The organism is Serratia rhizosphaerae, from assembly GCF_009817885.1.
In the GTDB taxonomy this organism is placed as follows: Bacteria; Pseudomonadota; Gammaproteobacteria; order Enterobacterales; family Enterobacteriaceae; genus Serratia_B; species Serratia_B rhizosphaerae.
Genome location: NZ_CP041764.1, coordinates 875,754 through 901,293, shown reverse-complemented (window position 1 = coordinate 901,293; position 25,540 = coordinate 875,754). Strand labels below are relative to the sequence as shown.

The following is a 25,540-nucleotide window of genomic DNA, read 5'->3' as shown; positions in this document are numbered from 1 at the left end:
GGGAAAATACGGCAGGGGAACGACCTGCCGTATACCTGTCTGTCCCGCCGTCAACGGGGCGGGTTCGGCGTTGCCGCCGTGCCCGCTTTGTTGTTATTAGTTCAGAACCTTATCGTTAGGGGCTTTGAACAGCTGCTTCATATCGTCGGACAGTTCAAAGTTCATATTCAGATTTTTTGGCGGGATAGGCTGTTTGAACCACTTATCAAACCATTTGGCGGCTTCGCCGGAGGTTTGCGCCTGGGCGATGGTGTCATCAACCAGCTTTTTGAAGTCGGCATCGTCTTTACGCATCATACAGCCGTAAGCCTCTTTCGACTGCGGCGTGCCGATGATCTCCCATTGGTCCGGCTTCTTGGCTTTGGCGCGTTCGCCGGCCAGCAGGGCATCATCCATCATAAACGCCACCGCGCGGCCGCTTTCCAGCGTGCGGAAAGAGTCGCCGTGATCTTTGGCGCTGATGATGCGCATTTTCATCTGATCCTTATCGTTCAGCTTGTGCAGCAGCACTTCGGAGGTGGTGCCGGAGGTGACCACCACCGGTTTGCCGGCCAGATCTTTGAAGTCTTTCACGTCGGAGCCTTTTTTCGCCAGCAGGCGGGTGCCGACGATAAATATGGTATCGGAGAAGGCGGCCTGTTTCTGGCGCTCGACGTTGTTGGTAGTGGAGCCGCACTCGAAGTCATAGGTGCCGTTTTGCAGCAGAGGAATACGGTTTTGCGAGGTGATAGGCAGCAGCTTCACCTTCAGGTCGGGAGCGTTGAGCTTTTTCTTGATGGCGTCGATGATTTGGTTTGAGTAGGTCTGAGAATAGCCCACCACTTTCTGCTGGTTGTCGTAATAGGAGAAAGGAACTGAAGATTCACGGTGACCGACAACGATCACGCCGTTGTCTTTGATTTTCTTCAGCGTACCGGTCAATTCTTCCGCGTGGGCTACGCTGCCTGCCATCCCAATCAGCAGTAACGATAACGCCAGTTTACGCATGTGCATGGTCCAACTCCTTGCTGTTGTGGTGGTTCTGACGAAAGCGCGTCAGAGTGAAAATGGTTGTTTATTGCTCACATTATAAAGATAGTCTTAGAACAGATTACCGTTAGAAAATAGCCGATTGTGAACAAAATGAAACCAATATGTTTCGTAATTTGAGACATCACGCGCACCAAATAGATGCAATAAAATCCGGCGGCACCGTTATGGTGCGGCGGATTTGCCAGGCCGCGTCATCTCAGGTAACGCCGGTGCGCAGGCAGAAGAAACAAAGCAAGGAGCATGCCAGGAGAGGGAGAAGGACTGAAGAAAAGGGGGAACGCGCGGCGGCGTCCCCCGTGGGGCAGGTTAACGGCGGCGCAGGCCGAACAACAGCGCCAGGCCGCCCAGCAGGACGGTAATCACCCACAGCGGCAGGCCACCGAAGCGGGCGTACGGCGTGATGCCGGTGGTCGGGATCACCTTCACCTCCAGCACCTGACGGGTGAACTGCGGGATCTCGGCAGTGACGTCGCCGGTTGGTCCAACCGCGGCGGTGACGCCGTTATTGGTGCTGCGCAGCAGTGGCCGTCCCAACTCCAGGGCGCGCATGCGCGCCATCTGGAAGTGCTGCCACGGGCCGATAGAGTGGCCGAACCAGGCGTCGTTGGAGATGGTCAGCAGGAAGTTGGTATCCGGGCGTAAGTTGTCGCGCACCTGCTGGCCCAGCACGATTTCATAGCAAATCGCCGCCGTCAGATTGTAGCCCTGCACCTTGAGCGGCGACTGGACATAATTGCCGCGGCTGAAGGAGGACATGGGTAAATCGAAGAACGGCGCCAGCGGCCGCAGCAGCGTTTCCAGCGGTACGAATTCACCGAACGGCACCAGGTGGTGTTTGTTGTAGCGGTCGGCGGCCGGGTAACGGTACGGCTCTTTTTCACCCAGCACGATCACGCTGTTAAAGTATTCCGTGCCCTGCCGGGTGGCGCGGGCGTCCACAATGCCGGTGATCAGGCTGCTGTGTTTGGCGCGCACCAGATCGTCCATCATGGTCAGAAAACCGTTCTGGTTGCTTTCCACGTCGGGAATGGCCGACTCCGGCCAGATAATCATCGACGCTTTGCCCACATAAGGACGGGTCGCATCCAGATAGACCTGCAGTGTGCTGACCAGCGCCTGCGGATCCCACTTCAGCGACTGGGCAATGTTGCCCTGTACCATAGCAACGTTGACCGCCTTGTCGGGCTGCGGGGTAAACCAGTGCAGCTGACGCAGCGGCCACGGCAGCAGCAGCATGGCGACGGCGATCGCCGCCGGCAGGATGCGACGCCGTGCGGCGGCGTACACCAGCAAGCCGCTCAGCGACATCAGCACGAAGGTGATACTGTCGACGCCCAGCAGCGGCGCCAGGCCTTTCAGCGGGCCGTTGATCTGGCTGTAGCCGAACTGCAGCCAGGGGAAGCCGGTCAGCACCCAGCCGCGCAGGAACTCGGTGACCTGCCACAGCGCCGGGGCGGCGACCGCCAGCCGCAGCCAGTGGGTTTGCGGCCAGAGGCGCGTCAGCAGGCCGGCAAACAGCCCGGTGTACAGGGAAAGGTAGGCGGCAAGCAGCGCCACCAGGAAGATATTGACGGCGAACGGCATCCCGCCGAAGTCGGCGATGCTGACGTACACCCAGTTGATGCCGCTGCCGAACAGCCCCATCCCCCAGATAAAGCCGAGCAGCGCCGACTGCCGCACGCTGCGGTTAAGCGTGACCGCCAGCAGTCCGCACAGGGAAACGATGGCCGCCGGCCAGATATCATAAGGAGAAAACGCCAGCGTGCCGCAGGCGCCGGTCAACAGCGCCAGCAGGGCGCGAACCCGCTGGCGATCGAATAAAGAGGCGTTGGCCATGTGAAATTTAGTCTTCCAGTTTCGGTTGCGGAGCGTTGTCCGGAATTTTTACATGAACCTGGATGATACGTCGACTGTCGGCCATGGCAACTTTAAACAGGTAACCTTCGATTTCAATGGTTTCCCCGCGGGTTGGCAGATGGCCGAAGGCCTGCATGATCAGGCCGCCGATGGTATCGACCTCATCATCGCTGAAGTGGGTATCGAAGGCCTCATTGAAGTCTTCAATCGCGGTCAGCGCGCGCACGGTGTACATATGGCGGCTGAGCTGGCGGATATCACGATCTTCCTCATCGTCATATTCGTCTTCGATTTCACCGACAATCAGCTCCAGAATGTCTTCAATGGTTACCAGGCCGGAAACGCCGCCGAACTCGTCGATGACGATCGCCATGTGGTAACGCTGGGAGCGGAACTCCTTCAGCATGCGGTCGACCCGCTTGCTTTCCGGCACCACCACCGCCGGGCGCAGCACCCGATCGATGCTGAACGGCTCGGACGCTGCGCGCATGAACGGCAGCAGGTCCTTGGCCATCAGGATGCCTTCAATATGGTCTTTGTCTTCGCTGATCACCGGGAAACGCGAGTGGGCGGACTCGATGATCACGTCCAGACACTCCTCCAGCGGCTGGTTGCGCTTGAGCGTGACCATCTGGGAGCGGGGGATCATGATATCGCGCACCCGCTGCTCGGCGATATCCATCACCCCTTCCAGCATGTCGCGGGTATCGGGGTCGATCAGATCGTTTTGTTCGGAGTCGCGGATCAGTTCGACCAGATCGTCACGGTTTTTCGGTTCGCCGTGGAATAACTGGTTAAGGAGCAGAGTAAAAAAACCCTTCTTGCTACTGGGGCTGTCGTTGCTTTGTGAATTGTCGTCGCTCATGGCGTTTTAGTTAATATCACTCATGTCAGAGTAAGGGGTTAGCGACAGCCCCGCGGACGGGGCTGTGGGGTAAGCAGCTAACGTTAAGTGGGATCTTTTTCCGCCAGATAGGGGTCGGGATAGCCCAGCCCCTGCATGATGTCGGTTTCCAAAGATTCCATTTCTTCGGCTTCATCATCGTCGATGTGGTCATACCCTAGCAGATGAAGGCAGCCGTGAACAACCATATGCGCCCAGTGCGCCTCCAGGGCTTTGCCCTGTTCGTTCGCTTCCTGTTCAACCACCTGCCGGCAGATGATCAGATCGCCCAGCAGCGGCAGTTCGATGCCCGGCGGCACTTCAAACGGGAAGGAGAGCACATTGGTCGGTTTATCTTTGCCGCGGTAGGTCAGATTCAGATCGTGACTTTCCGCTTCGTCCACCAGACGGATGGTGACTTCCGACTCGGGCTGAAACTGCGGCAGCACGCTCTCCAGCCAGCGCTGGAAAGCGGCTTCTTCCGGCAGGCCGGCGGCGTTTTCACAGGCAATCTGTAAATCGAGAATCACCTGGCTCATGGCGTCTCCTGCTCGGAGGTCAGCTGCGCCTCGCGCTTGCGCTGTTCGGCGAGCGCCTCTTTGCGCTTTTGCTCTTCGGCTTCCCAGGCTTCATAGGCGATGACCACGCGCGCTACCACCGGGTGACGCACCACGTCTTCGCTGTGGAAGAAGTTGAAGCTGATCTCTTCCACCGCGGACAGCACTTCCACCGCATGGCGCAGGCCGGATTTCTGGTTGCGCGGCAGATCGATCTGCGTCACGTCGCCGGTAATTACCGCTTTGGAGTTGAAGCCGATGCGCGTCAGGAACATCTTCATCTGTTCGATGGTGGTGTTCTGACTCTCATCCAGAATGATAAAGGCATCGTTCAGCGTACGGCCGCGCATATAGGCCAGCGGCGCGACTTCGATCACGTTGCGTTCGATCAGCTTTTCAACGCGCTCAAAGCCCAGCATTTCAAACAGGGCGTCGTACAGCGGGCGCAGGTAAGGGTCGACCTTCTGGCTGAGATCCCCCGGCAGGAAGCCGAGCTTCTCGCCGGCTTCGACCGCCGGGCGCGTCAGCAGAATGCGGCGCACTTCCTGACGCTCCAGCGCGTCGACGGCGGCGGCCACCGCCAGGTAGGTTTTACCGGTACCGGCCGGGCCGATGCCGAAGGTGATGTCGTGGTCGAGAATATTGGCGATGTACTGCGCCTGATTCGGCGTACGCGGTTTCACCATACCGCGCTTGGTTTTGATGTTCACCGCTTTGCCGTAATCCGGCACGCTGTCGGCGACCTGTTCCAGCACGCGGCTTTCTTTGATCGCCAGATGAATCTGTTCCGGGTCGATATCGGGGATCACGCCGCGGATCGGCGCCGTATCCACATACAGATGACGCAGAATATCCGCAGCGGCCACCACGCAGGGGTTTTTACCAACCAGTTTAAACCGGTTGTCACGGCGGCTGATTTCAATCCCCAGCCGGCGTTCGAGCTGTTTGATATTGTCATCAAACGGGCCGCACAGGCTGAGCAAACGCTGATTGTCTGCGGGCTCTAACAGAATTTCTTGTGTTGCGACGTTCAAACTATTCCTCTAGGTCACATCGGGCCTGTTGATGTCACGTTGCGCGTACGGGACGCGCGCGTTCAGGGCAAAGCCTGAGTCACATATATCCTGAATAACGTCTCCGGCAGCGAAGCCGAAGTAAGACGGATATACGATGAATTATTCATGGTGCGCGGCAAGCGCGCAAGTTTACCCCTGATCTATCTGTGCGCCAGCGCAGGAATTCAAGGGGAAATGATGAAAAATGCGGCCCACTTCGCCGCGTGAGCGGTGAGAAAGCTTATCGGCATGCACAATAAAATAGCCGGGCAAACGCCCGGCCAGGTTACCGTTACCGCATTGGGCGATTAAGGCTGATAAGTGCCGACGCCCAGCTCGTCTTCCTTGCGGGTGCGGGCAATCACCGACTGCGGAGATTCGTGCACGCGCAGATCCATCTGCTGTTCGGTTCGCACCACGACGCCGCGCAGCGAGTTTGCCAGTACTTCGGTAATTTCTACGTCGACAAACTGGGCGATCATGTCCGGCGTGCCTTCGAAGTTGACCACCCGGTTGCACTCGGTGCGGCCCGCCAGCTCCATCACATTCTTGCGCGAGGTGCCTTCGACCAGAATGCGCTGCACGCTGCCCAGCATACGGCGGCTGAACTGCCGCGCCTGCTGGCTGAGACGATCCTGCAGAATGTACAGGCGCTGTTTTTTCTCTTCTTCGCTGACGTCGTCCACCATGTCGGCGGCCGGCGTGCCGGGGCGCGATGAGTAGATAAAGCTGAAGCTGGTGTCGAAGTTAACCTCGGCGATCAGGTTCATGGTCTGCTCGAAATCGGCCTGAGACTCGCCCGGGAAGCCGATGATAAAGTCGGAGCTGAGCTGGATATTTGGCCGGGCCTTGCGCAGCTTGCGGATAATCGCCTTATATTCCAGTGCGGTATGCGCACGCTTCATCATGGTCAGGACGCGGTCTGAACCGCTCTGCACCGGCAGGTGCAGGTGGCTGACCAGCTCCGGCGTATCCTCATACACCGCGATGATATCGTCGGTGAACTCGATCGGGTGGCTGGTGGTGAAGCGGATGCGGTCAATACCGTCGATGGCCGCCACCAGGCGCAGCAGTTCGGCGAAGGTACAGATCTCACCGTCGTAGGTGGCGCCGCGGTAGGCGTTGACGTTCTGGCCCAGCAGGTTGACCTCACGTACCCCTTGCGCCGCCAGCTGTGCAACTTCAAACAGCACGTCGTCGCTCGGGCGGCTGACTTCTTCGCCGCGGGTGTAAGGCACCACGCAGAAGGTACAGTATTTGTTGCAGCCTTCCATGATGGACACAAAGGCGGTCGGGCCTTCGGCGCGTGGTTCCGGCAGGCGGTCGAATTTTTCGATTTCCGGGAAGCTGATATCGACGATCGGGCTGCGGGTACCCTGAACGTGGTTAATCATCTCCGGCAGGCGGTGCAGCGTCTGCGGCCCGAAAATCACGTCGACGCAGGGCGCGCGCTGGCGAATATGGTCGCCTTCCTGTGAGGCGACGCAGCCGCCTACGCCGATAATCAGGTCCGGGTTCTTTTCTTTTAGCTGCTTCCAGCGGCCCAACATAGCGAAAACTTTTTCCTGCGCTTTCTCGCGGATTGAACAGGTATTCAGCAGCAGCACGTCCGCCTCTTCGGCGTTTTCGGTCCATTGGTAACCGTGCGTGCTTCCCAGTAAGTCTGCCATTTTGGATGAATCGTATTCATTCATCTGACAGCCCCAGGTTTTGATATGTAGTTTCTTGGTCATCGAATAGCCATTATCAGTGCGAAGCGAAATTAAGCTGCATTATACCCAAAATCATTCAGGCTGCAGGGAGACGGCAACGCAGCGAATTCCCGGGAGCGTACCGTGCGCGGCTGCCGTGAGCCTGCGCCTCTCTTATGACGGGGATAGCGACATTGCAGAGGGGCATTGTAAACACTTGCCGCGGCGGTGACCAGCGTGGGGAAACGCTTCTGCGACCTGAAGCCGGATGAAAAATCCGGTACACTAAGGGCAACACGCCGCGCAGGGTGGAGCGGCGCTCACCAACCAACAAGCATAACCAACATGAAGACTTCTCAAACAGAGTACGACGTCGCCGTGGTCGGCGGCGGCATGGTCGGCGCGGCCGCCGCGCTGGGGCTGGCGCAGGCCGGATTTAGCGTGGCGCTGCTGGAGCATCAGGCGCCGGCGGCGTTTGATCCGCACAGCGCGCCGGATCTGCGGATTTCCGCCATTGGCTGTGCCTCGGTCGCTCTGTTGAAACAGCTGGGCGCCTGGCAGTCGCTGGCGCAGATGCGCTCGGCGCCGTACCGCCGGCTGGAAACCTGGGAGTGGGAATCGGCGCGGGTGGCGTTCGACGCGGCCGAGCTGGGCCTGCCCGAACTCGGGTTTATGGTGGAAAACCGCCTGCTGCAGCTGGCGCTGTGGCAGCAACTGCAGCACTGCGACACGCTGACGCTGCATTGTCCGGCCAGGCTGCAGGCGCTGCAGCGTGGGGAAGACGCATGGCGGCTGACGCTGGATGACGGAGAGACGCTGACGGCGCGGCTGGTGGTCGGCGCCGACGGCGCGCACTCGCAGGTGCGCACGCTGGCGGATATCGGCGTCAGCGGCTGGCAGTATCGTCAGTCCTGCATGCTGATTACCGTGCAGACCGGCGCGCCGCAACAGGATGCCACCTGGCAGCAGTTCTTCCCTTCCGGGCCGCGCGCTTTCCTGCCGCTGTATGACGACTGGGCTTCGCTGGTGTGGTACGACAGCCCGCAACGCATTCGTCAGCTGCAAAGCATGCCGATGGCGCAGCTGGAGCAGGAGATTGCCGCGGCGTTTCCGGCGCGGCTCGGCGCGGTGAAGGCGCATGCCGCCGGCTCGTTCCCGCTGGTGCGCCGCCATGCCCAGCGTTACGTCCTGCCGGGTCTGGCGTTGGTCGGCGACGCGGCGCACACCATCAACCCGCTGGCCGGGCAGGGGGTTAACCTGGGTTACCGCGATGTCGACGCGTTGCTGAATGTGCTGCTGGAGGCGCGCGAGCGGGGTGAGGAATGGTCGAGCGAGGCGGTGCTGCAGCGCTATCAGCGCCGGCGCCGCGCCGACAACCTGCTGATGCAGAGCGGGATGGATCTGTTTTATACCGCCTTCAGCAATCGCCTGGCGCCGCTTGGCGTAGCGCGCAATCTGGCGCTGATGGCCGCCGAACGCGCCGGGGGGCTGAAACAAAAAGCGCTGAAGTATGCGCTGGGCTTATAAGCTGTCGGGCCGGCACCGTACGGCGTGATAAACAGAAGGTCGGGACTCCCGGCCTTTTTCTTTATTTGCATGTTAAAGGCAGCAACAGAAAAGCAAAAAGCCCACCGAAGTGGGCTTTTCTAAATGTGGCTGGGGTACGAGGATTCGAACCTCGGAATGCTGGAATCAGAATCCAGTGCCTTACCGCTTGGCGATACCCCAATTGTTGAAAGCAAACTTAGCAATGGTGGCTACGACGGGATTTGAACCTGTGACCCCATCATTATGAGTGATGTGCTCTAACCAGCTGAGCTACGTAGCCGCGCTAAATATTGCTTTATCGACTTGCAGGTTGTTTGTATGGCTGGGGTACCTGGATTCGAACCAGGGAATGCCGGTATCAAAAACCGGTGCCTTACCGCTTGGCGATACCCCAACAACCGTTACAAATCTTTCCTGCTGACCGCCTTCCCAGAGAGAAGATGGCTGGGGTACCTGGATTCGAACCAGGGAATGCCGGTATCAAAAACCGGTGCCTTACCGCTTGGCGATACCCCATCAGCAGAGCCGACGACGATGAAGAGAGTGGTGCGGGAGGCGAGACTTGAACTCGCACACCTTGCGGCGCCAGAACCTAAATCTGGTGCGTCTACCAATTTCGCCACTCCCGCAAAAAAGATGGTGGCTACGACGGGATTCGAACCTGTGACCCCATCATTATGAGTGATGTGCTCTAACCAGCTGAGCTACGTAGCCATCTTTTTTCGCGCTACCTTCATCGGCGTTGCGGGGCGCATTATGCGTATATGACCGATTTGCGTCAACAAGTTTTTTGCCGAAAAAGCGTTGCAGGGTGCCGTTTGTCTGGGTTGTGAACAGTATGGCGATAAAATCGGCAATTCATTCAATTTATGGTTTAAAACATCAACAAAAAGGCGAACCCGCAGGTTCGCCGTCATGTTGATATATAGCCGTTTACTGATATGCGGACTGGTGTACGCCGACGGCGCGGCCGGACGGGTCGTCCATTTTTTTGAATGATTCGTCCCACTCAATCGCCTTGGCTGACGAACAGGCCACCGACGGGCCGCCCGGCACGCACTCGGCGGCGCTTGGCAGCGGGAACAGCTCTTCGAAAATCTCACGGTACAGGTAGCCTTCTTTTGACGTCGGCGTGTTGTACGGAAAACGGAAACGTGCGTTTTCAAGCTGTTGGTCGCTGATTTGCTGTGCAGCCACCTCTTTTAGCGTATCGATCCAGCTGTAGCCCACGCCGTCGGAGAACTGCTCTTTCTGGCGCCAGGCCACGCTGGCCGGCAGATAGGACTCAAAACACTCGCGAATAATGTGCTTTTCCATTTTGCCGTTGCCGCACATTTTATCCTGCGGGTTGATGCGCATCGCCACGTCGAGGAATTTCTTGTCGAGGAACGGCACGCGCGCTTCAACGCCCCAGGCGGACATCGCCTTGTTGGCGCGCGCGCAGTCAAACATATGCAGCGCCAGCAGTTTACGCACCGTCTCGTCGTGGAACTCGTGCGCGTCCGGCGCCTTATGGAAGTAGAGGTAGCCGCCGAAGACTTCGTCGGCGCCTTCGCCGGACAGCACCATCTTGATGCCCATCGCCTTGATCTTGCGCGACATCAGATACATCGGCGTCGAGGCGCGGATGGTGGTGACGTCGTAGGTTTCAATGTGATAGATCACGTCGCGGATGGCGTCCAGGCCTTCTTGCACGGTGAAGTGAATTTCATGGTGCACGGTGCCGAGGTGGTTGGCCACCTCTTGCGCGGCGCGCAGATCCGGCGAGCCTTGCAGGCCGACGGCAAAGGAGTGTAGCTGAGGCCACCAGGCTTCGCTGCGCTCCTGATCTTCCACGCGGCGCGCGGCGTATTTTTTGGTGATGGCGGAAATTACCGACGAGTCCAGGCCGCCGGACAGCAGCACGCCGTAAGGCACGTCGGACATCAGGTGGCTTTTTACCGATTCTTCCAACGCATTGCGCAGCGCATTGGCGTCGGTGACGCTGTCTTTAACGCTGTCGTAGTCAAACCAGTCGCGCTGGTAGTATTGGCGGATCTCGCCGTCCTGGCTCCACAGGTAGCTGCCGGCGGGGAATTCTTTAATAGTGCGGCAGACCGGCACCAACGCCTTCATTTCCGAGGCGACGAACAGGTTGCCGTGCTCATCAAAGCCCATATACAGCGGGATAATGCCGATATGATCGCGGCCGATCAGGTAGGCGTCTTTTTCCGCATCATACAGCGCGAAGGCGAACATTCCCTGCAGATCGTCGAGGAACGCCGGGCCTTTTTCCTGATACAGCGCCAGGATCACTTCACAGTCGGAGCCGGTCTGGAACTGATAGCGGTCGCTCAATGCGTCGCGCAGCGCCTGGTGGTTATAGATTTCGCCGTTTACCGCCAGAACGTGAGTATGTGCCGCGTTATACAGCGGTTGCGCGCCGTTATTAACATCGACGATCGACAGACGCTCGTGCGCCAGAATGGCTTTATCGCTGGCGTAAATGCCGGACCAGTCCGGGCCGCGGTGGCGCATCAAACGAGACAGCTCGAGCGCTTTTTTACGCAGCTCAGCAGGATCGGACTTCAGATCGAGCACACCGAAAATAGAACACATACAAACTCTCCTAAACGACTTTTCTGGGACTGTGATGTTGTTTTTGCTGTTATACGCAGCCGGGACGATGGCTGCGGGGTGTTTATGAAAATGCGCCAAAAACGACGTCGGGCGCAAGCGTTTTCATATTCAGGAGAAAAATAGTTATCGGTGATGGGGTGAAAATTAGCGGATATTTATATTTAAGCGCTATTTTTTGAGGATTCGTTAAATAAATCGCGTTGCTGGTGGTTTTTGCAGCGTGTCGCAGCGGGAAAAATGAAGCAGTAAACAGGCTATCGGAGCTAAATAAAACTCAACGTACTGGCGGGGGTTACATGATACGACGGCGGGGAACCCGCCGTCGTGACGATCAGAACAGGTCGATATCGGCAACCGACGGGAAGATATAGGTCGGGCGGAACGGCATGCTTTCAATATCGTTTGGCGTGGAGACGCCGGACAGCACCAGAATGGTTTCCAGGCCGGCCTGGAAGCCGGCCAGAATGTCGGTGCGCAGGTTATCACCGACGATCACCGTCTCTTCCGAATGGGCCTGCATCTTGTTCAGCGCGGCGCGAATAATCCACGGGCTGGGTTTACCGACGTAAAACGGTTTGCGGCCGGTGATCTTTTCGATCGGAGCGCATAGCGCGCCGCAGGCCGGGACAAAGCCGTGGCCGTGGGTATCCGGGTTGGTGGCGATAAAGCGCGCGCCGTTACTGACGAAATAGGCGGCCTTGTGGATCATCTCCCAGTTGTAGGAGCGGGTCTCGCCGACAATCACAAAGTCGGGGTTGATATCGGTGATGGTGAAGCCGGCTTTGTACAACTCGTGAATTAACGCGCCTTCACCGACCACATAGGCTTTTTTACCTTCCTGACGGCGCAGGAAGTCGGCGGTGGCCATCGCCGAGGTATAGAACGCGCTTTCCGGCACGTCCAGGCCGGCGGCGGCAAAGCGGTTGGCCAGATCCTGCGCGGTCTGCGACGGGTAGTTGGTCAGCACTACCAGCGGCATGCCCTGCTCCTGAATGCGCGCCAGAAAGCGGTCGGCGCCGGGAACGGCGGTGTTGTCATGCATCAGTACGCCGTCGATATCACAGATTACGTTTTTAATCGTCATGGTGGGGGGATCTCATCAAGAGGGCGGAGGGCGTGATGCCATCCGCCTGAAAATAGGGTCAGCTTTCCAGTAAGCGCTGCAGCAGCACGCCGTTGAGCATGGCGCGCTTGGCCAGGGCGAAGGCGCCGATCGCCGAACGGTGGTCAAGTTCCGAGGTCACTACCGGCAGGTTTTTACGGAAATCTTTCAGTACCTGATTATTGATGCAGCTTTGTATCGCCGGCAACAGGACTTTGTGCGCTTCGGTAATTTCGCCGGCGATCACCACTTTTTGCGGATTAAACAGGTTGATGGCGATCGCCACCGCTTTGCCCAGGTAGCGGCCGACGTGGTCGATAACTTCGCCGGCCAGCAGGTCGCCGCGGTTGGCGGCCTTGCAAATGGCGTTGATGCCGCAGTCGTCCGGCGACAGCAACTTGCTGGGATAGCCCTGCGCCAGCAGCTGACGCACCCGCTGTTCAATGGCGGCATTGGCGGCGACGGTTTCCAGACAGCCGAAGTTGCCGCAGTGGCAGCGTTCACCGAGCGGGTCGATTTGAATATGGCCGATTTCGCCGACGTTGCCGTTATTGCCGAGGAAGATCTGGCCGTTAACGATAATGCCGGCGCCGGTGCCGCGGTGCAGCCGCACCAGAATGGAGTCTTCACAGTCGCGCGTGGCGCCGAAGTAGTGTTCGGCCAGCGCCAGGCTGCGGATATCGTGGCCGACGAAGCTGGTGACGTTGAAGCGCTGCTGCAGGTTATCGACCAGCGGCCAGTTATCGACGCCGATGTGTGGCATATAGCGCACCACGCCGAGCGACGGATCGACCAGCCCCGGCAGGATCACCGAAATGGCGATCAGCTCGCGCAGTTTGCGTTGATAGCTGGCGATAAACTGCTCGATGGCGTTGAACAGGGCGTTTTCCAGCGTCTCCTGCGTGCGTTCCGGCAGCGGGTAGTGTTCTTCACCGAGCGATTTACCGCTCATATCATACAGGGTGATGGTGGCATCGTGCCGGCCGAGACGCACGGCGACGGTGTGAAACTGGCGGGTTTCGCTGACGATGGAGATAGCGCGGCGGCCGCCGGTGGAGGCTTGCTGATCGACCTCTTTGATCAGCCCGCGCTCCAGCAGCTGGCGGGTAATTTTAGTCACACTGGCGGGGGCAAGTTGGCTAAGTTCGGCGATCTGAATGCGCGAGATTGGCCCTTGCTGGTCAATCAGGCGATATACTGCTGCGCCGTTAAGCTGTTTAACTAAATCTACGTTGCCTATCTGTGCCTGTCCGCCAGTGCTCATTAATAAAGTTACTCGCTGTCTGATTAAACCTCGTTACCGTTAACGAGCGTTTTAGTAATGGTGAAATCGCGGGTAAAGACGGTCAGGTTCGCCACTTTACCGGCTTCGATACTGCCCAAACGCTGGTCTACGCCGATGGCGCGCGCCGGATAGAGCGTGGCCATACGCAGGGCCTCATCCAGGGCGATGCCGACATGCTCCACGCTGTTTTTCACCGCGTCGATCATCGTCAGCGCAGAACCGCTCAGGGTGCCGTTCTCATCCACGCACAGCCCGTCACGATAGTATATGGTTTTACCGGCGAAAATAAATTGATCAATATCGGCGCCCGCCGGCGCGGTGGCGTCGGTAACCAGCACCAACTTATCACCTTTCATGCGCTTGGCGTTACGGATACTCGCCCAGGCGACGTGATGGCCGTCGGCGATGATCCCGGTATACACTTCCGGCGTATCGAAAATCGCGCCCATCAGCCCCGGCTCGCGGCCGGTAATATACGGCATGGCGTTATACAGGTGGGTGGCGAAGCTGATGCCGGCGGCAAAGCCGGTGCGCGCCTGCTCATAGGTGGCGTTGGAGTGGCCGGCGGAGACGATGATGCCCGCGTCGCGCAGCTGGGTGATAAAGTGCGGCTCCACCATTTCCGGCGCCAGCGTCACCTTGGTGATGACATCGGCGTTGGCGCACATATAGTCCACCATCTCTTTGTCCGCGCGGCGGATAAAGGCCGGGTTGTGGGTACCTTTTTTCTGCGGGCTCAGGTAAGGCCCTTCCAGGTGCAGGCCGAGCGCCTGATTGTGCTGTTTTTTCAGATAAGCGCGCATCACTTCGATGCTGTGCTTCATAAATTCGTCGCTGCTGGTGATCAGCGTCGGCAGGTAGCTGGTGCAGCCCGATTTCTCATTGGCGCGCTGCATGATCTCCAGCGTCTCTTCAGAGATGGCCTCCAGCGCGTCGTTAAACTGTACGCCGCCGCAGCCGTTCAGCTGAACATCGATAAAACCGGGGGCTAACAGGGCGCCACCCAGGTCGCGCGTTTCGATGCCGGCCGGCAGTTCGGCCAGCGGGCAGACTCGTTCAATCAGGCCGTCGGCAATCACTACCGCATGGTCATCAAGTACGTCGTGGCCGGTGTAAATACGGCCGTGGGTTAAAGCGAACATGTAGCCCCCTACAAACAAAAAATTAAAGATTCTTCACGCTTTCCGCTTCCAGTTCACGGAAGTACTTAACGGTTTTAACCTTCAGCTCCATGGTGGACGGTTCGTCGCACACCACGATGGCTTTGGCGTGCAGCTGCAGGCAGCTGATGGTCCACATATGGTTGACGTTGCCTTCTACCGCCGCCTCCAGCGCCTGCGCCTTGGCGTGGCCGGTCACCAGAATCATCACTTCTTCCGCATCCAGCAGGGTACCGACGCCGACGGTCAGGGCGTATTTCGGCACCTGGCTGACGTCGCCGCCGAAGAAGCGCGAGTTGGCGATGCGGGTATCTTCGGTCAACGTTTTGATGCGGGTGCGGGACGCCAGCGAAGAGGCCGGCTCATTAAAGGCGATATGGCCGTCAATCCCCACGCCGCCCATAAACAGGTGAATTTTGCCGTAGGCTTTGATTTTCTCTTCGTAGCGGCGGCATTCGGCGTCGACATCCGGTGCGTTACCGTTCAACAGGTTGATATTTTCACGCGGGATATCAACGTGATCAAAGAAATTACGATACATGAAGGTATGATAGCTTTCCGGGTGCTCCTGCGGCAGGCCAACATATTCATCCATATTGAACGTCACAACGTGCTTAAAGCTTACTTCACCTGCTTTGTGCATCGCAATCAGATGTTTGTAGGCTTCCAGCGGGGTGCCGCCGGTCGGCAGGCCCAGCACGAACGGACGCTCCGACGTAGGGTTGAAGGCATTGATGCGTTGTACGATATGGCGGGCGGCCCATTTGCCTACTTGTGCGGTATCTTTCAGTGGGATAAGTCTCATCATACACCTCTTGGGTAAGTAAACTATGGCTATACTGAACGAGCCCTGTCAGAAGGCTTAAGCCTAATTCAGCTTTGTTGTTTCTGCGTTAGGGAGCCTCAGTATCGATTTTTTTAATGATAAAATAAGTTTTGTGCGATGGCTAGCAATGCCGCCGTTAATCTGACCTTTTTGGTGATTTAAATCACAAAAGGGGAGGTTTTAATTTGCGATACGAATTAATTTTTTTACACTCCGCATAGTAATGTGTGCCATGCGTATTTTTAAAAAAGGCAGTGAGGCTTCTCAATAAACTGCCAATAGGGTCCGTTCGCGGATGAATAGGGGGAAAAGGTGAACATTCTTAGTTATTTACAAAAGGTGGGGCGCGCCTTGATGGTGCCGGTCGCCACGCTGCCGGCCGCCGCGATATTAATGGGCGTCGGCTACTGGATTGACCCGGTAGGCTGGGGCGGCGACAACGCGGTCGCCGCTTTCTTTATTAAGTCTGGTTCAGCCATTATCGACAATATGTCGGTGCTGTTCGCCATTGGCGTCGCCTACGGGATGTCGAAGGATAAGGACGGCGCCGCTGCGCTGACCGGCTTTGTCGGCTTCCTGGTGTTGACTACCCTTTGTTCGCCGGCTGCGGTATCGATGATTCAGAAAATCCCGCTGGATCAGGTGCCTGCCGCATTTGGTAAAATTGAAAACCAGTTCGTGGGGATTCTGGTGGGGATTATCTCCGCCGAAATCTACAACCGCTTCAGCAGCGTCGAGCTGCCGAAGGCGCTGTCGTTCTTCAGCGGCCGCCGTCTGGTGCCGATCCTGATCTCCTTCCTGATGATTCTGGTCGCCTTTATCCTGATGTACGTCTGGCCGCTTATCTTTAACGGTCTGGTGAACTTCGGTGAATATATTCAGAAAATGGGTTCGGTCGGCGCCGGTCTGTATGCCTTCTTCAACCGGCTGCTGATTCCGGTCGGCCTGCACCATGCGCTGAACTCGGTGTTCTGGTTTGACGTGGCCGGCATCAACGATATTCCTAACTTCCTCGGCGGCCAGCAGTCTATTGAAGCCGGCAAGGCGGTAGTGGGCATTACCGGCCGTTATCAGGCGGGCTTCTTCCCTATCATGATGTTCGGCCTGCCGGGTGCGGCGCTGGCGATTTACCACTGCGCGCGTCCGGAGAACAAGGCCAAAGTGGCGGGCATCATGATGGCCGCGGCGTTTGCCGCCTTCTTCACCGGCATCACCGAGCCGCTGGAGTTCTCCTTTATGTTTGTGGCGCCGGTGCTGTACGTGATCCACGCTATTCTGACCGGTATTTCCGTCTTTATCGCCGCCAGCATGCACTGGATTGCCGGCTTCGGCTTCAGCGCCGGCCTGGTGGATATGGCGCTCGCCTCCCGCAACCCGCTGGCCACCCACTGGTACATGCTGATCCCGCAGGGGCTGGTGTTCTTCGTTATCTACTATGCGGTGTTCCGTTTCACCATCACCAAGTTCAACCTGATGACCCCGGGCCGCGAGCTGGCGGTCGCCGGTGATGAAACCGACGGTTACGATGTTGACGCCGCCGCCGGGAAAGATGAAAACGCCACCACCACGCTGGCCCGCCGCTATGTGAGCGCGATTGGCGGTTCCGATAACCTGACCGGGATTGACGCCTGCATCACCCGCCTGCGTCTGAATGTGAAAGACTCTGCGCTGGTGAACGATGCGCTGGCGAAACGCCTGGGCGCCTCCGGCGTGATTCGCCTGAACAAACAGAGCGTCCAGGTGATTGTGGGAACGCAGGCCGAGCTGATCGCCAGCGCGATGCGCGGCGTTGTGGCTGCCGGCCCGGTAGCCGCCGCCAGCGTGCCGACGACGCCGCAGGCTGACGCGAAGCCGCAGGCGGTGCCTAATGCGCCGCAGACCGTGGTGCTGGAAGCGATGGTCGCGCCGGTCAGCGGCGAGGTCGTGGCGCTGGATCAGGTGCCGGACGAAGCCTTTGCCAGCAAAGCGGTAGGAGACGGCGTGGCAATCCGACCAACCGACAGCACCGTAGTGGCGCCGGCAGACGGCACTGTAGTGAAAATCTTCAACACCAACCATGCCTTCTGCCTGGAAACCGACAAGGGCGTTGAGCTGGTGGTGCATATGGGCATTGATACCGTGGCGCTGAACGGCCAGGGCTTTAAGCGCCTGGTGGAAGAAGGCGCCGAGGTGAAAGCCGGCGAGCCGGTGCTGGAGATGGATCTTGAGTTCCTGAATGCCAATGCGCGCTCGATGATCAGCCCGGTAGTAGTCAGCAACGTGGATGATTACGCCGGCCTGGATGAACTGGCAAGCGGTAACGTGGTTGCCGGCCAGACCCGACTGTACGTAATCAAAAAATAACGGTTTACCTGAGTAGTACCTGATTGGGTGCCAACGAGTCATGACGGGACGCACCCGACGTTTGGCGGGAAGAGAGCAATCTCTTCCCGCTTTTTTATTGGGTGTCCGGGGACTGGTTGCACTTTCCCGGTGCAATGGCGCATGATGGGGCAGTTATCATCTTTTTTGCTGAAACTAACGGTTGTTTCCAAGCGTGGCTTGTTGGATCATAGGCGGTTATGTGAAGCACTTTGCATTTGAGGAATAGTGAAATGAGTGAGGCTGAAGCCCGCCCAACCAATTTTATCCGTCAGATCATCGATGAAGATCTGGCGTCAGGGAAGCATACGACGGTTCATACCCGCTTCCCGCCTGAACCTAATGGCTATCTGCACATCGGCCATGCGAAATCCATCTGCCTGAACTTTGGCATCGCCAAGGATTACCAAGGGCAGTGCAACCTGCGTTTTGACGATACCAACCCGGTGAAGGAAGATCTCGAGTTCGTTGACTCCATCAAGCATGACGTAGAGTGGCTGGGTTTCCAATGGAGCGGCAACGTTCGTTACTCCTCTGACTATTTCGACCAGCTGCACCAGTATGCCGTTGAACTGATCGGCAAAGGCCTGGCCTACGTTGATGAACTGACGCCGGAGCAAATTCGCGAATATCGCGGCACCCTGACCGCGCCGGGCAAAAACAGCCCGTACCGCGATCGTACGGTGGAAGAGAACCTGGCGCTGTTCGAAAAAATGCGTAACGGCGAGTTTGCCGAGGGCACCGCCTGCCTGCGCGCCAAAATTGATATGGCCTCGCCGTTTATCGTGATGCGCGACCCGGTGCTGTATCGGATCAAGTTTGCTGAACACCACCAGACGGGCAACAAGTGGTGCATCTATCCGATGTACGACTTCACCCACTGCATTTCCGATGCGCTGGAAGGCATTACTCACTCGCTGTGTACGCTGGAGTTCCAGGATAACCGTCGTCTGTATGACTGGGTGCTGGATAACATCACTATTCCTTGCCACCCGCGTCAGTATGAATTCTCGCGACTCAACCTTGAGTACGCCATCATGTCGAAGCGCAAGCTGAACCAGCTGGTGACCGAGAAGGTCGTGGAAGGCTGGGACGATCCGCGTATGCCGACCGTATCCGGTCTGCGCCGCCGCGGCTATACCGCCGCCTCTATCCGCGAATTCTGTCAGCGTATCGGCGTGACCAAGCAGGATAACAACGTTGAAATGATGGCGTTGGAGTCATGCATCCGTGACGATCTGAATGAGAACGCGCCGCGCGCCATGGCGGTGCTGGATCCGGTCAAAGTGGTGATCGAGAACCTGCCGGCGGATCTGGTGGAAACGGTGACGATGCCTAACCATCCGAACAAGCCGGAAATGGGCAGCCGTGAAGTGCCGTTCAGCCGCGAAGTGTATATCGACCGCGCTGACTTCCGTGAAGAAGCCAACAAGCAGTACAAGCGTCTGGTATTGGGCAAGGAAGTGCGCCTGCGCAATGCTTATGTCATCAAGGCAGAGCGCGTTGAGAAAAACGATGCCGGCGATATCACCACCATTTTCTGCAGTTACGATGCAGAGACGCTGAGCAAAGATCCGGCCGACGGCCGCAAGGTGAAGGGCGTGATTCACTGGGTGTCGGCGGCGCATGCCGTGCCGGCGGAAATCCGCCTGTATGACCGTCTGTTCAGCGTAGCAAACCCGGGGGCGGCGGAAGACTTCCTGGCCACCATTAATCCGGAATCGCTGGTGGTCAAGCAGGGCTTTGTCGAGCCAAGCCTGGCTCAGGCGCAGCCTGAGCACGCCTACCAGTTTGAGCGCGAAGGCTATTTCTGTGCCGACAGCCGCGACTCTTCGGCTGAGCATCTGGTGTTTAACCGCACCGTGGGCCTGCGTGACACCTGGGCTAAAGTGGGCGCGTAAACCGCTATTACGGCCATTTCGCTGATTAAAGCGCAACTTCGGTTGCGCTTTTTTTTGCCTTTTCCGCCGATACATTAATATTATTGCAGTAATTGCGCGTCGTTTTATTTTTTACAGTACCACTCAGGCGTAAACAGTGCCTGCTATTTTTTATTCGTCGCATTTTCTTTGTTAGATGTAAAATAAATTTATATATTCGTGATGAAAAATAATAAAAATAAGAGAGCGCTCTCTGACCTTTGTTGTTTTGTGAACTTGCCAGCGCTGAAACCATTCAACTAGCCGGCTGTTTGTCGAATATCTATTTTTATTTTTGATTTTATTGTGTTTTTGTATCATCCCTCGCTATTTTTTCACTGAGTAACAAATCCTCATCAATATGTGCTCCTTGTCATACTTTGACAAACTTGTTGTATTTTTCATTTGATAATTCGCATCGCGAAAAATAGTCTGTAATTAGCAATAAATGCTGTGGGGTTTTTCCGACGGCAACACTTTTTACCCGTTTCAGGGTTTTTTATTAGCGGTCGTTCGAGGCAGTGATGGGCAGCGGTGGCCGCGCTTTTTATGTCAAAGAGGAATTTCATTATGGCTACGCACGGTGTTCGGCGTAATACGCTGACGCTTGCTGTCGCGGGCGCGCTGTTGGGGACAGGGTTGGCGATGCCCCCGGCGGCGCAGGCAGCAGGATTTATCGAGGATTCCACGCTAAGCGGCGGCGTGTATTACTGGCAGCGCGAACGCGATCGTAAAGATTTAAATAAAACCAAAGAGATGACCAGGCCGGACGGCAGCAGCGTCACGGTCAATAACCCCGATTACAACAGCTATACCACCAATCTGTCGCATGCAACCGCCAACCTGAGCCTGGATTTCAGTTCCGGCTACGCCTGGGACATGCTGGGTCTGGATATTGCCGCCTTCAGCGCGATTGAAATTGCGGAAAGCAAAGACAGCGGCCACCCGAACGAAATCTCGTTCTCCAGCAGCAACCGCACCTATGACGAAACGTATCAGGGGGATAAGGGCGGGGTGAGTCTGTACAAAGCCGCCGCCAAATTCAAATATGGTCCGCTCTGGGCGCGCGCCGGTTATATCCAACCCAGCGGCCAAACGCTGCTGGCGCCGCACTGGAGCTTTTTACCGGGCACCTATCGCGGCGCGGAGGCCGGCGCCAATTTCGACTACGGTGATGCCGGTGCTCTCAGCTTCTCTTATATGTGGACCGATAAATATAAGGCTCCATGGCATATTGAGATGGATGACTTCCGCCAGAATGACAGGAAAACGTCGGTTTCCTATCTGCACTCTATCGGCGCCAAATATGATTTTAAAAACGATCTGGTGCTGGAAGCGGCCTTTGGTCAGGCGCAAGGCTATGTGAACCAGTATTTCGCCAAGGCCGCCTACCAATTTGAACTGTTCGGCAACCCGCTCACCACCAGCTATCAATTCTACGGCGCTGAAGACCGCATCAGCGATAAGCACGATCCTAACAGCATTTACGACGGGCTGGCCTGGCTGCAGGCGCTGACCTTCGGCTACACCACCGGCCAGTTTACCTGGCGTCTGGAAGGCACCATGGTCAAGGCCGAAGGTAACCAGGGCTACTTCCTGCAGCGTATGACGCCGACCTATGCCTCCTCGAACGGCCGCCTGGATGTGTGGTGGGACAACCGTTCCGACTTTAACGCCAACGGTGAGAAAGCGCTCTACGCCGGAGTGATGTACGACCTGAGCAAATGGAACCTGCCGGGCTGGGCGGTCGGCGGCTCTTACGTCTACGCCTGGGACGCCAAACCGAGCACTAACCCGATTTACGATCAGAACCAGCGTCTGAAAGAGAGCGCCTACAGTCTGGATGCGATGTACACCGTGCAGGAAGGGCGCGCCAAAGGCACGTTATTCAAGCTGCACTTCACGCAGTATGACAACCATTCCGATATTCCGAGTTGGGGCGGCGGCTACGGCAACATCTTCCAGGATGAACGCGACGTCAAATTTATGGTTATCGCACCGTTCACCATTTTTTAATCGCTGCCTCGGCTTTGCGGCCGGGGCGGGATGACAGGGGACAGTTTCATGAAGAAACGCATGTTGGCGGTAACCGTAGCGGTAGGGTTGGCGGGCTGCGTACAGCCGCAGGCGGCGCCGGAAGACGGCCGCTTACGGCAGGCATACGCCGCCTGCATCAATACCGCAGAAGGCTCGCCGGAAAAGTTGTACTCCTGCCAGGCGGTACTGGATGTCTTGCGGCAAGAGCAACGGCACCAGCCGTTTGCTGAACAGGAAACGGTACGCGTGATGGATTACCAAAAATGCATTCAGGCGCTGCACAGCGGCGACGGCCAGGCGTATCACGAGCGCTGCGGCAAGCTGTGGCAAGAAATTCGGGCCAATAACCACGATGACCAAGGAGGCTGAAGATGAACAGATTTAAACTGAGTGCCCTGGCCGTACTGGCGGCGACCGCCGGCATGTTCGGCGCGATCGGCAACGCCATGGCGGATCAACCGCTGGTGGATCGCCTTAGCCAGCTGAAGCTGAATATCAAAATACTGGACAACCGCGCGGCCGACAGCGGCGTGGATTGCGCCAGGCTGGGCGCCGACTGGGCGGCCTGCAACAAGGTGCTGATCACGTTGGCCAACGACGGCCAGGCGATTACCGCCAAAGATTGGGCGATCTATTTCCACAGCCCGCGGCAGACGCTGGAGGTGGGCAACCAACAGTTCCGCATCACTCACCTGACCGGCGATCTGTACAAGCTGGAGCCGACCGACGCGTTCCGGGGCTTCCCGGCCAACCAGGCGGTGGACATTCCCATCGTGGCCGAATACTGGCAGCTGTTTAAGACGGATTTCCTGCCGCGCTGGTATGCGACTTCCGGCGATGCCAAGCCGAAAGTGCTGACCAACACCGATACCGAGGATCTGGATCGGTTCGTGGCGCCGTTTACCGGCGATCAATGGAAGCGCACCAAAGAGGATAAAAACGTGCTGATGACGCCGGCCTCGCGCTTTACGCGTAACGCGGACCTGCAGACGTTGCCGGCCGCCTCGCTGCGTGGCCAGATCATCCCGACGCCGATGTCGGTGCAGGTTCATGCGCAGGATATCGATCTTGGCAACGGCGTGGCGCTGGCGCTTGACGCCTTGGATCAGGCGACGGCGAACGTGGTGCGCGACCGTTTTGCACAGCTTGGCGTGCCGAGCGCGGCGGCGGGCTACCCGATAAAGACGGAGGTTAATCCGGCGTCGTTCAGCGGAAAAATGGCGCAGCCCGGCGCTTATATTCTGACGCTGGGCGAGAAAGAGGCGCGGATTACCGGCTTTGATCAGAGCGGGGTGTTCTACGGCCTGCAGTCAATTCTGTCGTTGATCCCGCTGCACGGCGATAAAAAGATTGCCGCGCTGGAAGCGCGCGACGCGCCGCGCTTTGCCTATCGCGGCCTGTTCCTCGACGTGGCGCGTAACTTCCACCATAAAGATGCGGTGCTGCGCCTGCTGGATCAAATGGCGGCCTATAAGCTGAATAAATTCCATTTCCATCTGACCGACGATGAGGGCTGGCGTATTGAAATCCCCGGCCTGCCGGAGCTGACGGAGGTTGGCGGACAGCGCTGCCATGACCTGAGCGAAACCACCTGCCTGCTGCCGCAGTACGGTCAGGGGCCGGATGTGTACGGCGGTTTCTTCTCACGTCAGGATTACATCGACATTCTCAACTATGCGCAGGCGCGCCATATTGAGGTGATTCCGGAAATCGACATGCCGGCGCATGCCCGTGCGGCGGTGATCGCCATGGAGGCGCGCTATAAGAAACTGCATGCGCAGGGCAAACAGCAAGAAGCGCAGGAGTACCGGCTGGTGGATCCGACCGACACCTCGAACACCACCTCGGTGCAGTTCTTCAACCGCCAGAGCTACCTGAACCCATGTCTGGACTCTTCCACCCGCTTTGTTGACAAAGTGATGGGGGAAATTGCCAAGATGCATCAGCAGGCGGGGCAGCCGATCGGCACCTGGCACTTTGGCGGCGACGAGGCGAAAAACATCCGGCTGGGCGCCGGCTATACCGATGTGAAGAAGCCGGAAGCGGGCAAGGGCATGCTTGACCTGAACAAAGAAGACAAGCCATGGGCGAAGTCACAGGCCTGCCAACGGCTTATCGACAGCGGCAAAGTGGCGGATATGGCACATCTGCCGAGCTACTTCGGTCAGGAAGTCAGCAAGCTGGTGAAGGCGCACGGCATCGATCGGATGCAGGCCTGGCAGGATGGCCTGAAAGATGCCAAAGACGCCAAAGCGTTCGCCACCTCGCGCGTGGGCGTCAACTTCTGGGATACTCTGTACTGGGGCGGTTTTGACTCGGTGAACGACTGGGCCAACAAGGGCTATGAAGTGGTGGTTTCCAACCCGGACTATGTCTATCTGGACTTCCCGTATGAAGTGAACCCGAACGACAGCGGCTATTACTGGGGCACCCGCTTCAGCGACGAACGGAAAATCTTCAGCTTTGCGCCGGACAATATGCCGCAAAACGCGGAAACCTCGGTTGACCGCGACGGCAACGCCTTTACCGCCAAGAGCGATAAGCCGTGGCCGGGAGCGTATGGTCTGTCCGCCCAGCTGTGGAGCGAGGTGGTGCGCACCGATCCGCAGATGGAGTATATGATCTTCCCGCGCGCGCTGTCGGTGGCCGAACGCGCCTGGCACCGTGCCGAATGGGAGCTGGACTATCAGGCGGGCCGCGAATATAAGGGCGGTGAAACGCAGTTTGTCGATACCAAAAAGCTGGCGCAGGAGTGGCTGATTTTTGCCAATATTCTGGGGCAGCGCGAACTGGCCAAGCTGGATGCGGGCGGAATCAGTTACCGTCTGCCGGTGCCGGGCGCCCGTATTGTCGGCGGCAGGCTGGAGGCCAATATTGCGCTGCCGGGCCTGACGATCGAATATTCGACCGACGGCGGCCAGCGTTGGCAGCGTTATGATGATGCCGCCAGGCCGGCGGTGCAGGGCGAAGTGCAGATTCGTTCGGCAAGCCCGGATGGCAAGCGCTTTAGCCGCGCGGAGCCGGTAGCGGCTTAAGTCAACGTCTGCGGCGCCCGAACGGTATAACGGCGGGCGCCGCAGCTCACCCACGATCGGCAGGCATAAAAAAACCGCCGTGCGGCGGTTCCTGTTTACGCTGGCAGGCCAGCTTTACTTCTTGTTATGCAGCGTGTCGTTTTCACGGCAGTCACCGCTGGCACAGTGGCCGTACAGGTACAGGCTGTGGTTGGTGAGTTTGATGCCGTGCTGTTTGGCGATATCGCGCTGACGTTGTTCGATAGACTCATCGCTGAATTCGATCACTTTGCCGCAGTCCAGGCAGATCAGGTGATCGTGATGATGCTGTTGGGTCAGTTCGAATACTGACTTGCCGCCTTCGAAGTTATGGCGCGTGACGATACCGGCGTCGTCGAACTGGTTCAGTACGCGGTAAACCGTCGCCAGACCAATTTCTTCGCCCATGTCGATCAGTTTCTTATACAAATCTTCCGCACTGACATGATGGCAAGCCGGATCTTGCAGCACTTCCAGGATTTTGAGTCGCGGAAGCGTGACTTTTAAGCCGGCCTTCTTCAATGCGGTGTTGTTGTCAGTCATGCGGATTCAGTC

At 57.7% G+C, this 25,540-nt stretch carries 18 protein-coding genes and 6 tRNA genes; 6 read left to right on the top strand and 18 right to left on the bottom strand.

The window, feature by feature from the left end; all coding sequences use genetic code 11:
- Positions 1-96: 96 nt before the first annotated feature.
- From FO014_RS04250 to miaB, 6 genes are all read right to left on the bottom strand, one after another.
- Positions 97-993 carry an amino acid ABC transporter substrate-binding protein gene (locus FO014_RS04250; RefSeq protein WP_105230116.1) on the bottom strand — a complete coding sequence of 299 codons (897 nt, stop codon included), beginning with the start codon at positions 991-993 and terminating at the stop codon, positions 97-99.
- A 345-nt stretch (positions 994-1,338) separates the two neighbouring features.
- Positions 1,339-2,868: an apolipoprotein N-acyltransferase gene (gene lnt, locus FO014_RS04245; protein WP_160027963.1), complete on the bottom strand. Its 1,530-nt coding sequence runs from the start codon at positions 2,866-2,868 to the stop codon at positions 1,339-1,341.
- Positions 2,869-2,875: 7 nt separating this feature from the next.
- Complete coding sequence (gene corC, locus FO014_RS04240; RefSeq protein ID WP_105230118.1) at positions 2,876-3,754, bottom strand: CNNM family magnesium/cobalt transport protein CorC; 879 nt, start codon at positions 3,752-3,754, stop codon at positions 2,876-2,878.
- Between the two features lie 83 nt (positions 3,755-3,837).
- Positions 3,838-4,311: an rRNA maturation RNase YbeY gene (gene ybeY, locus FO014_RS04235; RefSeq protein ID WP_160027961.1), complete on the bottom strand. Its 474-nt coding sequence runs from the start codon at positions 4,309-4,311 to the stop codon at positions 3,838-3,840.
- Entirely contained in the window at positions 4,308-5,363 is a 1,056-nt protein-coding gene (locus FO014_RS04230) for a PhoH family protein (RefSeq protein ID WP_160027959.1), read from the bottom strand. Before FO014_RS04230 ends, ybeY begins: the two co-directional genes overlap by 4 nt.
- A gap of 329 nt (positions 5,364-5,692) precedes the next feature.
- Positions 5,693-7,117, bottom strand: coding sequence for a tRNA (N6-isopentenyl adenosine(37)-C2)-methylthiotransferase MiaB (miaB, locus tag FO014_RS04225; protein ID WP_111737590.1), 1,425 nt, complete (start codon positions 7,115-7,117; stop codon positions 5,693-5,695).
- A gap of 303 nt (positions 7,118-7,420) precedes the next feature.
- Here miaB and ubiF point away from each other — a divergent pair, with 303 nt between their 5' ends.
- Positions 7,421-8,602, top strand: coding sequence for a 3-demethoxyubiquinol 3-hydroxylase (gene ubiF / locus FO014_RS04220; RefSeq protein ID WP_160027957.1), 1,182 nt, complete (start codon positions 7,421-7,423; stop codon positions 8,600-8,602).
- Positions 8,603-8,728: 126 nt separating this feature from the next.
- Here ubiF and FO014_RS04215 read toward each other — a convergent pair.
- The 11 genes from FO014_RS04215 to nagB all read right to left on the bottom strand — a co-directional run bounded on the left by FO014_RS04215 (position 8,729) and on the right by nagB (position 15,594).
- A tRNA-Gln gene (locus FO014_RS04215) sits at positions 8,729-8,803 on the bottom strand.
- Positions 8,804-8,826: 23 nt separating this feature from the next.
- Positions 8,827-8,903 (bottom strand) — tRNA-Met (locus FO014_RS04210).
- Positions 8,904-8,942: 39 nt separating this feature from the next.
- A tRNA-Gln gene (locus FO014_RS04205) sits at positions 8,943-9,017 on the bottom strand.
- Between the two features lie 47 nt (positions 9,018-9,064).
- Positions 9,065-9,139, bottom strand: a tRNA-Gln gene (locus FO014_RS04200).
- 28 nt (positions 9,140-9,167) lie between these two features.
- Positions 9,168-9,252 (bottom strand) — tRNA-Leu (locus tag FO014_RS04195).
- Positions 9,253-9,260: 8 nt separating this feature from the next.
- Positions 9,261-9,337: transfer RNA gene (locus FO014_RS04190), tRNA-Met, on the bottom strand.
- Positions 9,338-9,556: 219 nt separating this feature from the next.
- The gene (gene asnB, locus FO014_RS04185; protein ID WP_105230122.1) at positions 9,557-11,221 is read right to left on the bottom strand and encodes an asparagine synthase B; all 1,665 of its coding nucleotides are present in this window, start codon (positions 11,219-11,221) and stop codon (positions 9,557-9,559) included.
- A 352-nt stretch (positions 11,222-11,573) separates the two neighbouring features.
- A complete protein-coding gene (locus FO014_RS04180; protein ID WP_015671317.1) occupies positions 11,574-12,326 on the bottom strand; it encodes an HAD-IIA family hydrolase in 753 nt (250 codons plus the stop codon).
- Between the two features lie 58 nt (positions 12,327-12,384).
- Positions 12,385-13,608, bottom strand: a complete 1,224-nt coding sequence (nagC, locus tag FO014_RS04175; RefSeq protein WP_105230123.1) for a DNA-binding transcriptional regulator NagC — start codon at positions 13,606-13,608, stop codon at positions 12,385-12,387.
- 23 nt (positions 13,609-13,631) lie between these two features.
- Complete coding sequence (nagA, locus tag FO014_RS04170) at positions 13,632-14,771, bottom strand: N-acetylglucosamine-6-phosphate deacetylase (RefSeq protein ID WP_160027955.1); 1,140 nt, start codon at positions 14,769-14,771, stop codon at positions 13,632-13,634.
- A 22-nt stretch (positions 14,772-14,793) separates the two neighbouring features.
- Entirely contained in the window at positions 14,794-15,594 is an 801-nt protein-coding gene (gene nagB / locus FO014_RS04165; RefSeq protein WP_160031348.1) for a glucosamine-6-phosphate deaminase, read from the bottom strand.
- Positions 15,595-15,927: 333 nt separating this feature from the next.
- On the opposite strand from nagB, the gene nagE reads away from it, so the two are divergent.
- From nagE to FO014_RS04140, 5 genes are all read left to right on the top strand, one after another.
- Entirely contained in the window at positions 15,928-17,958 is a 2,031-nt protein-coding gene (gene nagE, locus FO014_RS04160) for an N-acetylglucosamine-specific PTS transporter subunit IIBC (RefSeq protein ID WP_160027953.1), read from the top strand.
- 251 nt (positions 17,959-18,209) lie between these two features.
- Positions 18,210-19,877 carry a glutamine--tRNA ligase gene (glnS, locus tag FO014_RS04155; protein ID WP_160027951.1) on the top strand — a complete coding sequence of 556 codons (1,668 nt, stop codon included), beginning with the start codon at positions 18,210-18,212 and terminating at the stop codon, positions 19,875-19,877.
- 588 nt (positions 19,878-20,465) lie between these two features.
- Positions 20,466-21,911, top strand: a complete 1,446-nt coding sequence (gene chiP / locus FO014_RS04150) for a chitoporin ChiP (protein WP_160027949.1) — start codon at positions 20,466-20,468, stop codon at positions 21,909-21,911.
- A gap of 48 nt (positions 21,912-21,959) precedes the next feature.
- Entirely contained in the window at positions 21,960-22,301 is a 342-nt protein-coding gene (gene chiQ, locus FO014_RS04145; RefSeq protein ID WP_160027947.1) for a ChiQ/YbfN family lipoprotein, read from the top strand.
- 2 nt (positions 22,302-22,303) lie between these two features.
- Positions 22,304-24,967 (top strand): family 20 glycosylhydrolase, encoded by a 2,664-nt coding sequence (locus FO014_RS04140; protein ID WP_160027945.1) that lies wholly within the window; start codon positions 22,304-22,306, stop codon positions 24,965-24,967.
- 114 nt (positions 24,968-25,081) lie between these two features.
- Here FO014_RS04140 and fur read toward each other — a convergent pair whose 3' ends face one another.
- A complete protein-coding gene (gene fur, locus FO014_RS04135; protein WP_105230131.1) occupies positions 25,082-25,528 on the bottom strand; it encodes a ferric iron uptake transcriptional regulator in 447 nt (148 codons plus the stop codon).
- Positions 25,529-25,540: the final 12 nt, after the last annotated feature.

Coding starts and splice junctions, on each gene's coding strand:
- corC (WP_105230118.1), bottom strand. CDS start 3,754: ATGAGCGACGACAATTCACAAAGCAACGACAGCCCCAGTAGCAAGAAG.
- FO014_RS04140 (WP_160027945.1), top strand. CDS start 22,304: ATGAACAGATTTAAACTGAGTGCCCTGGCCGTACTGGCGGCGACCGCC.
- nagB (WP_160031348.1), bottom strand. CDS start 15,594: ATGAGACTTATCCCACTGAAAGATACCGCACAAGTAGGCAAATGGGCC.
- nagC (WP_105230123.1), bottom strand. CDS start 13,608: ATGAGCACTGGCGGACAGGCACAGATAGGCAACGTAGATTTAGTTAAA.
- asnB (WP_105230122.1), bottom strand. CDS start 11,221: ATGTGTTCTATTTTCGGTGTGCTCGATCTGAAGTCCGATCCTGCTGAG.
- lnt (WP_160027963.1), bottom strand. CDS start 2,868: ATGGCCAACGCCTCTTTATTCGATCGCCAGCGGGTTCGCGCCCTGCTG.
- FO014_RS04250 (WP_105230116.1), bottom strand. CDS start 993: ATGCACATGCGTAAACTGGCGTTATCGTTACTGCTGATTGGGATGGCA.
- miaB (WP_111737590.1), bottom strand. CDS start 7,117: ATGACCAAGAAACTACATATCAAAACCTGGGGCTGTCAGATGAATGAA.
- chiQ (WP_160027947.1), top strand. CDS start 21,960: ATGAAGAAACGCATGTTGGCGGTAACCGTAGCGGTAGGGTTGGCGGGC.
- nagA (WP_160027955.1), bottom strand. CDS start 14,771: ATGTTCGCTTTAACCCACGGCCGTATTTACACCGGCCACGACGTACTT.
- chiP (WP_160027949.1), top strand. CDS start 20,466: ATGGCTACGCACGGTGTTCGGCGTAATACGCTGACGCTTGCTGTCGCG.
- ybeY (WP_160027961.1), bottom strand. CDS start 4,311: ATGAGCCAGGTGATTCTCGATTTACAGATTGCCTGTGAAAACGCCGCC.
- glnS (WP_160027951.1), top strand. CDS start 18,210: ATGAGTGAGGCTGAAGCCCGCCCAACCAATTTTATCCGTCAGATCATC.
- ubiF (WP_160027957.1), top strand. CDS start 7,421: ATGAAGACTTCTCAAACAGAGTACGACGTCGCCGTGGTCGGCGGCGGC.
- FO014_RS04180 (WP_015671317.1), bottom strand. CDS start 12,326: ATGACGATTAAAAACGTAATCTGTGATATCGACGGCGTACTGATGCAT.
- fur (WP_105230131.1), bottom strand. CDS start 25,528: ATGACTGACAACAACACCGCATTGAAGAAGGCCGGCTTAAAAGTCACG.